This window comes from Mycolicibacterium arcueilense (genome assembly GCF_058536225.1).
Window position 1 is genome coordinate 103,832 of record NZ_JBZTYL010000011.1, and the last position, 12,929, is coordinate 116,760.

The 12,929-nt window shown below is 67.0% G+C and carries 15 protein-coding genes and 1 tRNA gene; 10 read left to right on the top strand and 6 right to left on the bottom strand.

Translation table 11 applies throughout. From position 1 onward, the window contains the following. Positions 1 to 3: 3 nt before the first annotated feature. Both AC4LGL_RS17050 and lysA read left to right on the top strand, forming a co-directional pair. On the top strand, positions 4 to 573 hold the full coding sequence (locus AC4LGL_RS17050) for a hypothetical protein (protein ID WP_491839801.1): 570 nt from the start codon (positions 4 to 6) through the stop codon (positions 571 to 573). Positions 574 to 654: 81 nt separating this feature from the next. Further along, complete coding sequence (gene lysA / locus AC4LGL_RS17055) at positions 655 to 1,995, top strand: diaminopimelate decarboxylase (protein ID WP_491839802.1); 1,341 nt, start codon at positions 655 to 657, stop codon at positions 1,993 to 1,995. 6 nt (positions 1,996 to 2,001) lie between these two features. On the opposite strand, the gene AC4LGL_RS17060 is transcribed toward lysA, so the two are convergent. The 3 genes from AC4LGL_RS17060 to AC4LGL_RS17070 form a co-directional block, all read right to left on the bottom strand. After that, the gene (locus AC4LGL_RS17060; protein ID WP_491839803.1) at positions 2,002 to 2,325 is read right to left on the bottom strand and encodes an ArsR/SmtB family transcription factor; all 324 of its coding nucleotides are present in this window, start codon (positions 2,323 to 2,325) and stop codon (positions 2,002 to 2,004) included. Next, the gene (locus AC4LGL_RS17065) at positions 2,318 to 2,767 is read right to left on the bottom strand and encodes an SRPBCC domain-containing protein (RefSeq protein WP_491839804.1); all 450 of its coding nucleotides are present in this window, start codon (positions 2,765 to 2,767) and stop codon (positions 2,318 to 2,320) included. The genes AC4LGL_RS17060 and AC4LGL_RS17065 overlap by 8 nt, the downstream gene beginning before the upstream one ends. A gap of 101 nt (positions 2,768 to 2,868) precedes the next feature. Beyond that, positions 2,869 to 3,462: a TetR/AcrR family transcriptional regulator gene (locus AC4LGL_RS17070; RefSeq protein ID WP_491839930.1), complete on the bottom strand. Its 594-nt coding sequence runs from the start codon at positions 3,460 to 3,462 to the stop codon at positions 2,869 to 2,871. Between the two features lie 85 nt (positions 3,463 to 3,547). Here AC4LGL_RS17070 and AC4LGL_RS17075 point away from each other — a divergent pair. Together AC4LGL_RS17075 and glmU are read left to right on the top strand one after the other, a co-directional pair. Beyond that, a tRNA-Gln gene (locus AC4LGL_RS17075) sits at positions 3,548 to 3,619 on the top strand. Between the two features lie 88 nt (positions 3,620 to 3,707). After that, the gene (gene glmU / locus AC4LGL_RS17080; RefSeq protein ID WP_491839805.1) at positions 3,708 to 5,162 is read left to right on the top strand and encodes a bifunctional UDP-N-acetylglucosamine diphosphorylase/glucosamine-1-phosphate N-acetyltransferase GlmU; all 1,455 of its coding nucleotides are present in this window, start codon (positions 3,708 to 3,710) and stop codon (positions 5,160 to 5,162) included. A 77-nt stretch (positions 5,163 to 5,239) separates the two neighbouring features. Here glmU and AC4LGL_RS17085 read toward each other — a convergent pair whose 3' ends face one another. Then, the gene (locus tag AC4LGL_RS17085; protein ID WP_491839806.1) at positions 5,240 to 6,175 is read right to left on the bottom strand and encodes a type IV toxin-antitoxin system AbiEi family antitoxin domain-containing protein; all 936 of its coding nucleotides are present in this window, start codon (positions 6,173 to 6,175) and stop codon (positions 5,240 to 5,242) included. A gap of 224 nt (positions 6,176 to 6,399) precedes the next feature. Between AC4LGL_RS17085 and AC4LGL_RS17090 the strand changes: the two genes are divergently transcribed. The 6 genes from AC4LGL_RS17090 (at position 6,400) to pth (ending at position 10,671) form a co-directional block, all read left to right on the top strand. Next, positions 6,400 to 7,380, top strand: coding sequence for a ribose-phosphate diphosphokinase (locus AC4LGL_RS17090; protein WP_491839807.1), 981 nt, complete (start codon positions 6,400 to 6,402; stop codon positions 7,378 to 7,380). Then, entirely contained in the window at positions 7,381 to 7,719 is a 339-nt protein-coding gene (gene arsC, locus AC4LGL_RS17095; RefSeq protein ID WP_491839808.1) for an arsenate reductase (glutaredoxin), read from the top strand. Further along, positions 7,716 to 8,360: an LpqN/LpqT family lipoprotein gene (locus AC4LGL_RS17100; RefSeq protein ID WP_491839809.1), complete on the top strand. Its 645-nt coding sequence runs from the start codon at positions 7,716 to 7,718 to the stop codon at positions 8,358 to 8,360. The genes arsC and AC4LGL_RS17100 overlap by 4 nt, the downstream gene beginning before the upstream one ends. 25 nt (positions 8,361 to 8,385) lie before the next feature. Next, positions 8,386 to 9,258 carry an oxidoreductase gene (locus AC4LGL_RS17105; protein WP_491839810.1) on the top strand — a complete coding sequence of 291 codons (873 nt, stop codon included), beginning with the start codon at positions 8,386 to 8,388 and terminating at the stop codon, positions 9,256 to 9,258. A gap of 168 nt (positions 9,259 to 9,426) precedes the next feature. Beyond that, positions 9,427 to 10,083 carry a 50S ribosomal protein L25/general stress protein Ctc gene (locus AC4LGL_RS17110; RefSeq protein ID WP_491839811.1) on the top strand — a complete coding sequence of 219 codons (657 nt, stop codon included), beginning with the start codon at positions 9,427 to 9,429 and terminating at the stop codon, positions 10,081 to 10,083. Positions 10,084 to 10,095: 12 nt separating this feature from the next. Further along, the gene (gene pth / locus AC4LGL_RS17115; RefSeq protein ID WP_055116966.1) at positions 10,096 to 10,671 is read left to right on the top strand and encodes an aminoacyl-tRNA hydrolase; all 576 of its coding nucleotides are present in this window, start codon (positions 10,096 to 10,098) and stop codon (positions 10,669 to 10,671) included. Positions 10,672 to 10,675: 4 nt separating this feature from the next. Here the strand turns inward: pth and AC4LGL_RS17120 are convergent, their stop codons facing one another. Continuing rightward, positions 10,676 to 11,758, bottom strand: coding sequence for a hypothetical protein (locus AC4LGL_RS17120; protein ID WP_491839812.1), 1,083 nt, complete (start codon positions 11,756 to 11,758; stop codon positions 10,676 to 10,678). A gap of 58 nt (positions 11,759 to 11,816) precedes the next feature. Then, positions 11,817 to 12,860: a 4Fe-4S binding protein gene (locus tag AC4LGL_RS17125; RefSeq protein WP_491839813.1), complete on the bottom strand. Its 1,044-nt coding sequence runs from the start codon at positions 12,858 to 12,860 to the stop codon at positions 11,817 to 11,819. Positions 12,861 to 12,929: the final 69 nt, after the last annotated feature.

Consider the following 12,929-nt stretch of genomic DNA (forward strand, 5'->3'; position numbering starts at 1 on the left):
CCGATGAAGCGGTGGGCGGCGGCGCTCGCGGTCGTGCTGACGGTGGCGCTCGCGATCATCTGGCTGACCGGCCGGCACACGTCGGATTCCACACACGAGGCAGTACCCACGCACCTCGGACCGGACGGAGTCCCCGACTTCGCCGCCTACCCCGCCGTCGATCCGACGCAGTACGTCCTGCGCGAAGGCCAGGGATTTCCGGTCCAGGGATTTCGCACCCCCGACGGCTTCGTCTGCATGACCACCCAGCACCGCGCGATGTACGCACTGGACTGCCGTGGCCCCTTCGTCGGAGCGCCCAACGATGCCAACCTGGCGCACCTGTTCAGCTACGGCACCACCAACGGCGCGATACCGATGAGTTTCACCCATACCGAAGAACCACTCAGCCCGGTCGACGGCCTCACCGAGGACGAAGCCCCGATGCTCCCGGCCGGCCAACGCTTCGACGCGGGCAACGCCACCTGTGTGCACACCGACGACATCCTGCTCGCCTGCCGGATGGCCGATCCCGTCAAAGGCAACGGGTTCATCGCCACGGCGACGGAGACGAAGTCGTTCGGCAGGGCCTGAACACGTCAGGATCGGGTTCGGGGACGTCAAGGAAACGTCAAGCTTGCTGACAGCTCCACCGCCGCGGCCCACGGTGGAGTCATGACCCTGCTGGACATCCTGCCTTCACTTCGCGACACCACCCGACCGCGGCTCGACCCGACCATCTGGCCACTGACGACGGGTGTCGACGAGTTGGGTCGGATCACCGTGGGCCGGGTGGCGCTGGCCGACATCGCAGACGAGTTCCGTACCCCGGCCTATGTGCTGGACGAAAGCGATTTCCGGACCCGTGCCCGGCGCTACCGGACCGCCCTCGGGCAAACCGAGGTGGTCTACGCCGGCAAGTCGCTATTGACCACGGCCGTCGCCCGCTGGGCCGCCGAGGAGGGCCTGGGCGTGGATATCTGCTCTGCGGCCGAACTCGCGACAGCCCTGGCCGGCGGGGTCGACCCGGCGCGAATCGTGGTGCACGGCAACGCGAAGTCGTGTGACGATCTGCGCGACGCCCTCGACGTCGGGGTCGGCCGGATCGTGATCGACTCCCCGATGGAGATCACCTACCTGGCCGGGTTGGTGCGCCGGCCCCAGCCGGTACTGATCCGGGTCACCCCCGACATCGACATCCACGGGCATCGGGCGGTCACCACCGGCGTGACCGATCAGAAGTTCGGCTTCGCGCTGGCCGACCGCCGGGCTGCCCGCGCCGCGGCCCGCATTCTGGCCACCCCCAACCTCGATCTGGTTGGCCTGCACTGCCATATCGGCTCGCAGATCACCGACCCCGCCCCCTACGGCGAGGCCGTGCACCGGTTGATCGGCGCCATGGCCGACATCCGCAACGAGCACGGCCTGGTGCTGACCGAGCTCAACATCGGTGGCGGCCACGGGGTTCCGTACGTCCGCGGGGACGCGGCCCTCGACATCGGCGCGTTCGCCGCCGTCGTCGACGACGAGCTGACCGCGGCGTGTGCGGCCGAACGGTTTCCGCGGCCACGTCTGGTCGTCGAGCCCGGCCGGGCCCTCAGCGCCCGGGCCGGAGTGACGCTGTACCGGGTGCACGGGGTGAAGTCCCAGCCGGGCGGGCGCACGTTCGTCGCGGTGGACGGCGGCATGAGCGACAACCCGCGGGTCGCCCTGTATGGAGCGAAATACACCGTGGCCCTGGCTAATCGTCACCCGATGGGACCGACGAAGGTGGCCACGGTGGTGGGCCGCCACTGCGAGTCCGGTGACGAGATCGTGCGCGACGTGGAACTGCCCGCGGACATCCATGCCGGTGATCTGCTGGCAGTGGCCTGCACCGGCGCCTACCAACACAGCATGGCCTCGACCTACAACATGGTGGGCCGCCCGCCCGTCGTCGCAGTGCGCGACGGCGTCGCGCGGCTGCTGGTGCGCCGGGAGACGACAGCCGACCTGCTATCGCGGGACCTGGGCTGAGGATCGTCAGCCGTCCCGTTCGACAGCATCCTTGATCGTGGCCAGCCGGCGTTCCCAGCCGGCGGCGATGCCGTCGAGCCGTCGTGCCACCTCGCTGAGCCGAGCCCCCACCGTCTCGTACCTGATCTCCCTCCCGGCCCTGGTGGCCACCACCAGGCCGACATCGGTGAGAACCTTCAGGTGTTTGGCGATGGCCTGGCGGCTGATCGGCAGCTCGTCCGCCAGTGCTGACGCCGAGGCGGGCCGGCGGCCGAGGGCAACCAGAACCTGCCACCGACTGTCGTCGGCAAGCGCAGCGAAAACCTCGACCGGCGAGGCATTCTCATGCATCGGCGGCGGCCCCCACCAGGTACTTCTGGGCGAGTCCGAGCTCAAGGGACCAGCCGCCACTGTGATCGTCGAACCGGGAGCGGCGGTCGGCCTCGGGCTCGTCGAGCGAGGCGAACCCACTCTCGACGACACGCAGCACCACGCCGGATGGCGCCGGGGTGATCCAGAATTCGACGAGAGTGGATGAGCTGTCGAGTTCGTCGGCGTCGATGTGCCACCGGAAGGCCGCGTAACGCGGCTCATCGAGTGTGACGGTTCGCAACGCGAACTTCCCGTGCGTGGGGTCGGTGACGATCGCGACGTCGCCGGCACGCTCGATGGTGTGTTCGGTGATCCGCTCTTCGTTGATGTACCAACCGGGTTCGCTCACCAGGTCCCAGACGCGTTGCGCCGGTGCGTCGATGGCGATCTCGCGCTCGATGCGGTCGAAGTCCGTGGTCATGTCGGGGTTCCTCTCTGACGGAATGCTGCAACCCAAGGGTTGCACATGAGGAACGGTTGTTGCAACCCTCGGGTTGCAGTTTGTGGCGGAGCGCCGCAGACTCACTCCTCGTGCAGGATCGGGTCGGACTCCAGATGCGTCAGCCCGTTCCACATCAGGTTGACCACATGCGCGGCCACCACTTCTTTCTTCGGCTCGCGGACGTCGAGCCACCACTGCGCGGTCATCGACACCGAACCGACCAGCGCCTGGGCGTACAGCGGTGCCAGGTCCGGGTCGAGCCCCCGGCGGGAGAAGTCCCCGGCCAGAATCGAGGACACCTGGTTGACGGCATCGTTGAGCAGCGTCGAGTACGTACCCGAGGTGATCGCGGCCGGCGAGTCCCGGATCAGGATGCGAAAGCCGTCGGTGCGTTCCTCGACATAGGTCAGCAACGCCAGCGCCACGCGCTCGACCCGCGTCCGGGACCGGTTGTTGGTCAGCGACGAGGTGATCCCGTCCAGCAAGGCCGACATCTCCCGGTCGACGACGACGGCATACAGGCCTTCCTTGCCGCCGAAGTGCTCGTAGACGACGGGTTTGGAGACATTGGCGCGCTGGGCGATCTCCTCGATCGACGTCCCCTCATAGCCCCGTTCGGCAAAGAGCGACTTGGCGATTTCGATCAGCTGTTGCCGTCGCTCGTTGCCGGTCATGCGGGCCCGTGGGGGCCGCCCTTCCTTCTCGGGTGCTGCCACGAATATCAGGCTAGACCGTTCGACTAGAGTCTCTTCCGGACATTCCGTCGTGGTGTAATCGGCAGCACCTCTGATTTTGGTTCAGATAGTTCAGGTTCGAGTCCTGGCGACGGAGCAATTGGTAATGGCGAGCGTGCACGAAATGCGCGCTTGCGACGGCGTTTCTCGAGCAGACGCGCACGCTCGCGGAGTAAGGGGATGATGTGTCGACCACCGAAGCCGCAGTCGTCGTACTGGCAGCAGGTGCCGGGACCCGAATGCGCTCGGACACCCCCAAGGTGCTGCACACCCTGGCCGGCCGCAGCATGCTGAGCCACGCGGTCCACACCGTGGCCAACGCCGCCGCCCAGCATCTGGTGGTCGTTCTCGGCCACGACCGGGAGCGCATCGCCCCCGCGGTCGGCGAACTGGCCGACAAGCTGGGCCGCACCATCGACGTCGCCATCCAGGACCAGCAGCTGGGCACCGGCCACGCCGTGGCCTGCGGCTTGAGCTCGCTGCCCGACGAGTTCGCCGGCACGGTCGTGGTGACCTCCGGTGACGTCCCACTGCTCGACGCCGACACCCTGGCCGGCCTCATCGAAACCCACAGCGCCGCGACGGCTGCCGCCACCGTGGTCACCACCACCGTGCCCGACCCCACCGGCTACGGTCGCATCCTGCGCACCCAGGACAACGAGGTCATCGGCATCGTCGAGCAGGCCGACGCCACCGAGTCCCAACGGGCCATCCGAGAGATCAACGCCGGGGTGTACGCCTTCGACATCGCCGACCTGCGCTCGGCGCTGAGCCGGTTGAGCTCGAACAACGCCCAGCAGGAGCTGTACCTGACCGACGTCATCGCGATCGTGCGCCAGGACGGCCGGACCGTGCGGGCCATGCATGTCGACGACAGCGCGCTCGTCGCCGGCGTCAACGACCGCGTGCAGCTCTCCGATCTGGGCGCCGAACTCAACCGCCGCATCGTGGCCGGTCACCAGCGCGCCGGCGTGACGATCGTCGACCCCGCCACCACCTGGATCGACGTCGACGTGAGCATCGGCCGCGACACCGTCGTCCGCCCTGGCACCCAGCTCCTGGGGACCACCGAGATCGGCGCCGGCTGCGAGATCGGCCCGGACTCCACCCTGACCGACGTCGAGGTGGGCGACGGCGCATCGGTGGTGCGCACGCACGCCCAGCTCGCCGTGATCGGCGCGGGTGCGACCGTCGGCCCGTTCGCCTATCTGCGCCCGGGCACGATCCTGGGAGCCGAATCGAAGCTCGGCGCCTTCGTCGAGACGAAGAACTCGACGATCGGCACCGGCACCAAGGTGCCGCACCTCACCTACGTCGGCGATGCCGACATCGGCGACCACAGCAACATCGGGGCCTCCAGCGTGTTCGTCAACTACGACGGCGAGAACAAGCACCGGACCACCATCGGCTCCCATGTGCGCACCGGCTCCGACACGATGTTCATCGCCCCGGTCTCCGTCGGCGACGGCGCCTACACCGGTGCCGGCACCGTGCTCCGCGACGACGTCCCACCCGGCGCGTTGGCGGTCTCGGACAACGCCCAGCGCACCATCGAAGGCTGGGTCGAACGCAAGCGCCCGGGCTCGGCCGCTGCCGAAGCGGCCCGCAAGGCCCGCGAGGCGCGCGACGAGACCGACTGACACGTAGTGCCGCGACTTGCGGCCAGCATGTGGCTGTAGATCGCGGAGCTGACAACATTTCAAGGTTTCAAGCCCAGTCAGGCCGCGAGGTCGAGCAGATCGAACTCGCAGCCCGGCCCACAGGCATGCCCGCTCACCTCGATCCCGTGCCGCCGCATCACTTGGGCAACCTTTGCGGCAGTCCGACACGGTCGGTCGAATACTTGCCGGTATGACAACCGGACGGTCGACAACCCCTCCACCGCAGCATCCAGATCACGTTCGAAATCCTTGTTCCGTGCCGACAACGAGTCGTGGAACACGCGACCGTCGAGTTCGACCACAAGCCGTTGCCCGTACTCGGTATCGCGATAACAAACACCTGTCGACGAGGCAGAACGCTTCTGTCTATCGGCCCGGGGTAGCCCGTGCGCCCGCTCAACACGAGTGAGATATCCGTGTTCCAGGACCGAGCACGTGCCCTCGGCAATATCCACCAGTATTGCCCGCATCCAGCGGCGACGGCGCACTCGTCGACGAGCATCGAGGGCATCAAGCAGACGCCGCGCGGTGGTGCGCCGCGACTGACAGGCGTTGGCCAGGACCGCAATGGCGTCCAATTCGGACGTCGCACGGCAGGCAACGTCGAGCACAGCTTCCTCGTAACGCATCCGTGGCGGCCCGACATGCCACAACACCCGCTCCTCGAGGTGTGCGACATGGTAGATGCGGACGCCGGGCGGCTCTGCCAACGAGCTCCGTTTGCGGGCGACGCCGACATGGATCACGGAGCCTTCGTCCGACAAGACCGATTCGAGGCACAGCGCGGCCGGCGCCGCATAAAGCACTGCCGCCCAGGCCCGTTGCAACCAGCTCAACGGTCCCGTGTGGTCGACGTACACGCCGTCGTAGACCCGCGCCCATTCGTTGCGTCTCAGCAACCGACGGATATCGTGCTGCTCTAATCCCGCAGCGAGCGCTTGTCGGCGCGAGATGACCCCCGCCTGCTGCCCAAGCACGTGGTCGATATCCACGCTGCCATGGTCGTACGCCCGAGGCACCAGTCACCAGTACCGGATCGACGGCCTGGGGATAACCCGTTGTGCCGCGCATTGCGGTCAGCATGTGGCTGCAGATCGCGGCGCTGATGGTCTCGGTCCGAGGTTTCGTGTTGGCAATCTGGTAACCCGGCTACGAACTACCAGAAACGCTACGTACGATTGCTCCGTATCGATCCCCAACCGCGAAGGCAGCCATAGTGGCCACGGACTGGACCGACAATCGAAAAAACCTGATGCTGTTCTCGGGGCGTGCGCACCCCGAGCTGGCGGAGCAGGTCGCCAAGGAACTCGACATCGAGGTGACCGCGCAGACCGCCCGGGACTTTGCCAACGGCGAGATCTTCGTCCGGTTCGACGAGTCCGTACGTGGCTGCGACGCCTTCGTCCTGCAGAGCCATCCGGCGCCGCTCAACCAGTGGCTCATGGAACAGCTCATCATGATCGACGCGCTCAAGCGGGGTAGCGCCAAGCGGATCACCGCGATCCTGCCGTTCTACCCCTATGCGCGTCAGGACAAGAAGCACCGCGGCCGCGAGCCCATCTCGGCCCGCCTGGTCGCCGACCTGCTCAAGACCGCAGGCGCCGACCGCATCGTCTCGGTCGACCTGCACACCGACCAGATCCAGGGCTTTTTCGACGGCCCCGTGGACCACATGCGGGCGCAGTCACTGCTGTGCGGCTACATCGGTGAGAAGTACTCCGATTCCGACGTGGTCGTGGTGTCGCCCGACTCCGGCCGTGTCCGCGTGGCGGAAAAATGGGCCGACGCGCTCGGCGGCGTCCCGCTGGCCTTCATCCACAAGACCCGCGACCCGCTGGTGCCCAACCAGGTCAAGGCCAACCGTGTCGTCGGCGAGGTCGAGGGCAAGACCTGCATCCTGACCGACGACATGATCGACACCGGCGGCACCATCGCCGGCGCGGTCAAGCTGCTGCGTGAGGACGGCGCCAAGGACGTGGTGATCGCCGCCACCCACGGTGTGCTGTCCGACCCGGCCGCCCAGCGCCTGGCCGATTGCGGCGCCCGCGAGGTGATCGTCACCAACACACTGCCGATCACCGACGACAAGAAGTTCCCGCAGCTGACCGTGCTGTCCATCGCGCCCCTGCTGGCGTCGACGATCCGCGCGGTGTTCGAGAACGGTTCGGTGACCGGACTGTTCGACGGGTCCGCCTAGATGGCGCGCATTTACCACAACCCGAAGTGCTCCACCTCTCGCAAGACGCTGGATCTGTTGCGCGAGAACGGGATCGAGCCCGAGGTGGTGCAGTATCTGAAGACGCCGCCGACGCGTGACGAGATCGCCGCGCTGATCAAGGCTGCGGGCATCGACGTCCGCACCGCGGTGCGCAAGCGTGAATCTCTGTACACCGAACTGGGTTTGGCCAATGCGTCCGACGACGAGCTGCTCGATGCGATGGCCGAGAACCCGATCCTGATCGAGCGGCCGTTCGTCGTCACCGACAACGGCACCCGGCTGGCCCGGCCGATCGATTCGGTGCGCGAGATTCTGTGAAGCGGCTGCTCGCCACGGCCGGCGCGCTGGCGGTGCTGGTCACCGGTTGCGGCGCCGAAACGCCTGACTACAAGTCGATCTGGACGACGAGCTCGACGACGCCGGCTGCCCCTGCCGACAACCAGCCGGTGCCACTGTGGCAGTACCTGGAAGATTCCGGTGTGGTCGGCGAGCCCATCGCACCCGAGAAGATCCCACATCTGACGGTGACCATGCCGAGCCCTCCGGGATGGCATCCCTACAACAATCCGAACCTGGCCCCGGGAACCCGGATGATCGCCAAGGGCAACACCTACCCCACCGCGATGATGCTGGCCTTCACCCTGCACGGTGATTTCGATGTGCCCAAGGCACTGAAAGACCACGGCTACGCCGATGCCCAGTTGTCGGAGAACTTCAAGCAGCTCAATGCATCCAACGCGGACTGGAAGGGCTTCCCGTCGGCGATGATCGAGGGCAGCTACGACCTCAACGGCAAGCGCATGCAGAGCTACAACCGCGTCGTGATCGCCGACGACGGGCTGCAACCACCACAGCGCTATCTCGTCCAACTGACCGTCACGACCTACGCCGACGAGGCCGCCGCACAGGGGCCGGACGTCGAATCGATCATCACGGGCTTCAACATCGCGAAGAAGTGATCGGGCCGCCCGTAGGGTGGTCGGCATGAGTGGATGGACCAGCGCCGACCTGCCCTCGTTCTCCGGCCGCAGGGTGATCGTCACCGGCGCCAACAGCGGACTGGGGCTCGTCACCGCCCGTGAGCTCGCCCGCGTCGGCGCCAAGGTGACCGTTGCCGTCCGCAATCTGGAAAAGGGCACCGCGGCCGCCGAGACGATGACCGGCGGGCAGGTGGAGGTACGCAAACTCGACCTGCAGAACCTGGCCTCGGTCCGCGAGTTCGCCGACACCGTCGAGAGCGTCGACGTGCTGGTCAACAATGCCGGCATCATGGCGGTCCCGCTGAGCCGGACCGTCGACGGATTCGAGAGCCAGATCGGCACCAATCACCTCGGGCATTTCGCGCTGACCAATCTGCTGCTGCCCAAGATCAGCGACCGGGTGGTCACGGTGTCGTCGCTGATGCACCTGTTCGGGCAGGTCAATCTGCGGGACCTCAACTGGAAGTCCCGGCCGTATTCGGCCTGGCTCGCCTACGGGCAATCCAAGCTGGCCAACCTGATGTTCACCTCCGAGTTGCAGCGACGCCTCACCGCGTCGGGCTCCCAGGTGCGCGCAGTGGCCGCTCACCCCGGCTATTCGGCCACCAACCTGCAGGGCCAGAGCGGCAACAAGCTCGGCGCCCGCATGATGGCGGTCGCCAACCGGGTATTCGCCAGCGAGCCGTCGTTCGGTGCCCGCCAGACGCTCTACGCGGTGTCCCAGGACGTTCCCGGCGACAGCTTCATCGGGCCGCGGTTCGGCCAGTTCGGCCCCAGCCAGCCGGTGGGGCGCAGCCCGCTGGCCCGGCGGGTGGACACCCAGAAGGGGCTGTGGGACCTGTCCGAGCAGCTCACCGACACGGCATATCCGCTGTAAGACCCAGCTCCGATTTTTGCCGGCGGCCTCGTCTTTGCTACCCTGACCTGGCGTCACGGCGAGGGTGGACCTTTTGGACCACCGTTATCGGCGGGAACTTCTTCAAGTGTTGCGACCCTTGCCGTGCTGACGATCTGACCGCAGTACCGCAATTAGAGGAGCAACATCATGGCCAAGGCCGCCGCCAAGAACGTCCCCAACAAGCTGACCGCGACCGTGCGCACCCGCACCGGCAAGGGCGCCTCGCGCCAGGCCCGCCGCGACGGCAACGTGCCCACTGTCCTGTACGGCCACGGCACCGATCCCCAGCACCTGGAGATCAACGCCCGCGAGTTCGCCGCCGTGCTGCGCCACTCGGGAACCAACGCCGTGCTCACCCTCGACATCGAGGGCAAGGAACAGCTGGCCCTGACCAAGGCGCTGGACATCCACCCGATCCGTCGCAACATCCAGCACGCCGACCTGCTCGTGGTGCGCCGCGGCGAGAAGGTCATCGTCGAGGTCACCGTCACCGTCGAGGGCGACGCCGCCCCGGGCGCCCTGGTGACCCAGGACGCCAACACCATCGAGATCGAGGCCGAGGCCCTGTCGATCCCCGAGCACCTGACCGTGTCGATCGAGGGCGTCGAGGCCGGCACCCAGATCCTGGCCAGCCAGGTCGAGCTGCCCTCCGGCGTTTCGCTGGTGTCGGATCCCGAGTTGCTCGTGGTCAACATCGTCGAGGCCCCGAGCGCCGAGGACCTCGAGTCCGAGGGCGCCGGCGAGGCTGCTGGCGAGGCTCCGGCCGAGGAGCCGGCCGCCGAGGCTGCCGAAGCCGCCGAGTAAGTACCCCTTTCGATGGCCGAGCCGCTGCTGGTGGTGGGCCTGGGTAACCCCGGGCCCGCCTACGCCAAGACCCGACACAATGTCGGGTTCATGGTGGCCGATGTACTGGCCGCCCGCATCGGCTCGGCCTTCAAGGTGCACAAGAAGTCCGGCGCCGAGGTGATCACCGGCCGGCTCGCAGGAGCCCCGGTGGTACTGGCCAAACCTCGGTGCTACATGAACGAATCCGGCCGTCAGGTCGGGCCGTTGGCCAAGTTCTATTCGGTGCCACCGGGCCGCATCGTGGTCATCCACGACGAGCTCGACATCGACTTCGGCCGGATCCGGCTCAAGGTCGGCGGCGGCGAGGGCGGCCACAACGGGCTGCGGTCGGTGGCGTCAGCATTGGGCAGCAAGGACTTTCAGCGGGTCCGCATCGGAGTGGGCCGACCGCCGGGCCGCAAGGACCCGGCGGCGTACGTGTTGGAGGCCTTCACTGCCGCCGAACGCACCGAGCTGCCGACAATCTGCGAGCAGGCCGCCGATGCCACCGAGCTGTTGATCGCCCAGGGCCTGGAGCCGGCCCAGAACACCGTTCACGCGTGGTGATCCGCTACCAGGTGAACGGCCTTTCCAGGGTGAGCGTGCGCTCCGCCGGCGCGTACCAGCCCTGCGCCGCGTGCTGGTCGGTGTGCAGGTAGCACTGCACCCGCACCTCGCGGCTGCCCGGGCGAAATGTCAGCAACCGGCTGATCGGCAGGGTCGTGATCGGCATGTGATGGCGGCTCAGTGACGCCACATTCATGAAATAGGTTCCACCCCAGGCCTGCTCGATGTGGGTTTTGCCGCCGTGCGAGTCATCGGGGTTGGTGTGGGTGTGCCCGGCCAGCCACAGCGCCACCGCCCCCGGGTGTTCGGTGAGATACCGCTCGAAGGCCCCGGAATCCGGCTTGCCGCCGACCCAGTACAGGTAGGACGCGCCCTGCGGCGTCCCCTGCAGGAACGGCCGATGGTAGTGCTCATGGAGCTTCCCGTCCGAATCCCGGCGCACCCCCTCCCACTCTCCCGATGCCACCGTGGTGTCCTTGAGGACGTAGTGGTGGACCGTGACGATGATCGAATTACGGTTCTGCTCAACCATGTTCGCCCACCACTCGAACGTCTCGGCGGACACCACTCCGCCGGGATTACCCCCGAGCGTGCCCCGCCCGACCGTCTGCGACGGTTCGTTGCGGTCGCTGAGCATCAGGAACAGCAGGTTGCCCACCCGGAACGAGTAGCGCTCCCACGTCCCGCTGACGGGATAGGGCCGGGCCGCGGCGTCGACGCCGGAATGTGCGGTGTGTGCACCCAGCGGATCGATCCATTTCTGCCACCACCAGGCGTCGGGTTCGGCAAGCCCGCTGCGGTCGTGATTCCCGCACACCGAATACACGTCCTCGCGCCGGTGCTTGCGCATCACCGAGAGCTGCCGCCGGACCTCCCGGCCCTCGGCGTCGTCGGGCAGGCTGTGATGGGCGCCGGACATGTCCCCGACGTCTACCGCGATGTCCCAGTCGAACGGCGGACCGCCCTCGGCGCCACCGAACTCCGACTGCCGGATGGCGTCGGCCAGGCTTTCCCGGTCGAACTGGTTGTCGGTGCCCACGTGGGCGTCGCCGAACGCCCAGAGCCGGAATTCACCCTGCTTCGCCATCGTCGCGAAAGGCTAGCGGCGCGGACCGGCAACGTCAGGTGTTGCGCTCAGACGGATTTCAACGGCCGTCGAGCGCGCGGATTCCACTGTCGACCACCTTCACGGTCTTGTGCGGAAAACGTTTCTCGGCGTGGGCCTTGGCCGCCGAGTTCGGCAGTACGTACAGCGTTTCACGTTTCTCCTGCAGAGGTTTGAGCACGCGGTCCATGAACTCCTTGCGGTCGTCGAGGTAGGGCTCGATCACGTCCTCCCCCGCCGGACACACCGCCAGACAGTAGGCCGCCTTGTAGTTGGCCTTGAAGGACAGGCTCTGCCACATCGAGGCGTTCTCCGAATCGCTGACCCGGGAGCGGAAGTCGGCTGCGTCGGCACTGTCGGCGATGGTTTGCACCCAGTCGGTGAACCCACCCATGAACTCGCGGTAGTTGTGCACCGAACAGGCGACGAAGTCGAACTCGCCGTCCTTCCCGATGGCGCCGACCGGGCAGGCCGCCACACACAGCTTGCACTCCAGGCACGGCGAATAGTCCAGCGGCTCACCGTAACTGCTGACCGGCGAGCCCACCAGAATGGTGGCCAGCAGGATGAAGTTCCCGAACCTGGGGTGGATCACGTTGCGGTGGATCCCCATCACCCCCAGGCCCGAGGCGACCGCGACGGGTTTGTGGGCCACCACCCAGATCCGCCCCGGGTACCTGTCCATCTCCATCGGGAACGTGGCCGACGGGTTCACCGCGCGATGGCCGACGTCTTCCAGTGCCCGGGTGATCCGGTGAGCGGCTTCGTTGATGATCTCGCCGCTGCGGTGGAACTCCTGATTGGCCACGCTGCGGGTGGACGAGCGCACGTTGTCGCGGTTCATCTTCACGACCAGCGAAATGTAGCTGCGCACCCCCGGCAGTGCGGCCTCGACATGTTCGCGCTCGGAGGCCAGAGCAGGATCATCCACCGTGGCGAAGGCAACGTCGTCGGCCCCGGAGTCCAGACACAGCTGCCGCAGCCAGTCCGCGTCGATCACGTCAGGGGCCGGCGCGTCGGCGCGGGCGCGCACCGCACGAACAGTCGGGTGATCGGCCAGGCGGGGTGAAAGCTTCGGCTTCATGAGGCTGAGTATAGATACCTATACTCAGAGTGCAAGGATCCTCCGCCCCGCCGTAAAGAAACCGTTCAG

Bases quoted from the DNA above. Each gene is read 5' to 3' on its own strand.
- AC4LGL_RS17105 (WP_491839810.1), top strand. From the start codon at position 8,386: ATGAGTGGATGGACCAGCGCCGACCTGCCCTCGTTCTCCGGCCGCAGG.
- lysA (WP_491839802.1), top strand. From the start codon at position 655: ATGACCCTGCTGGACATCCTGCCTTCACTTCGCGACACCACCCGACCG.
- arsC (WP_491839808.1), top strand. From the start codon at position 7,381: ATGGCGCGCATTTACCACAACCCGAAGTGCTCCACCTCTCGCAAGACG.
- AC4LGL_RS17050 (WP_491839801.1), top strand. From the start codon at position 4: ATGAAGCGGTGGGCGGCGGCGCTCGCGGTCGTGCTGACGGTGGCGCTC.
- AC4LGL_RS17120 (WP_491839812.1), bottom strand. From the start codon at position 11,758: ATGGCGAAGCAGGGTGAATTCCGGCTCTGGGCGTTCGGCGACGCCCAC.
- pth (WP_055116966.1), top strand. From the start codon at position 10,096: ATGGCCGAGCCGCTGCTGGTGGTGGGCCTGGGTAACCCCGGGCCCGCC.
- AC4LGL_RS17060 (WP_491839803.1), bottom strand. From the start codon at position 2,325: ATGCATGAGAATGCCTCGCCGGTCGAGGTTTTCGCTGCGCTTGCCGAC.
- AC4LGL_RS17070 (WP_491839930.1), bottom strand. From the start codon at position 3,462: ATGACCGGCAACGAGCGACGGCAACAGCTGATCGAAATCGCCAAGTCG.
- AC4LGL_RS17110 (WP_491839811.1), top strand. From the start codon at position 9,427: ATGGCCAAGGCCGCCGCCAAGAACGTCCCCAACAAGCTGACCGCGACC.
- AC4LGL_RS17065 (WP_491839804.1), bottom strand. From the start codon at position 2,767: ATGACCACGGACTTCGACCGCATCGAGCGCGAGATCGCCATCGACGCA.
- AC4LGL_RS17125 (WP_491839813.1), bottom strand. From the start codon at position 12,860: ATGAAGCCGAAGCTTTCACCCCGCCTGGCCGATCACCCGACTGTTCGT.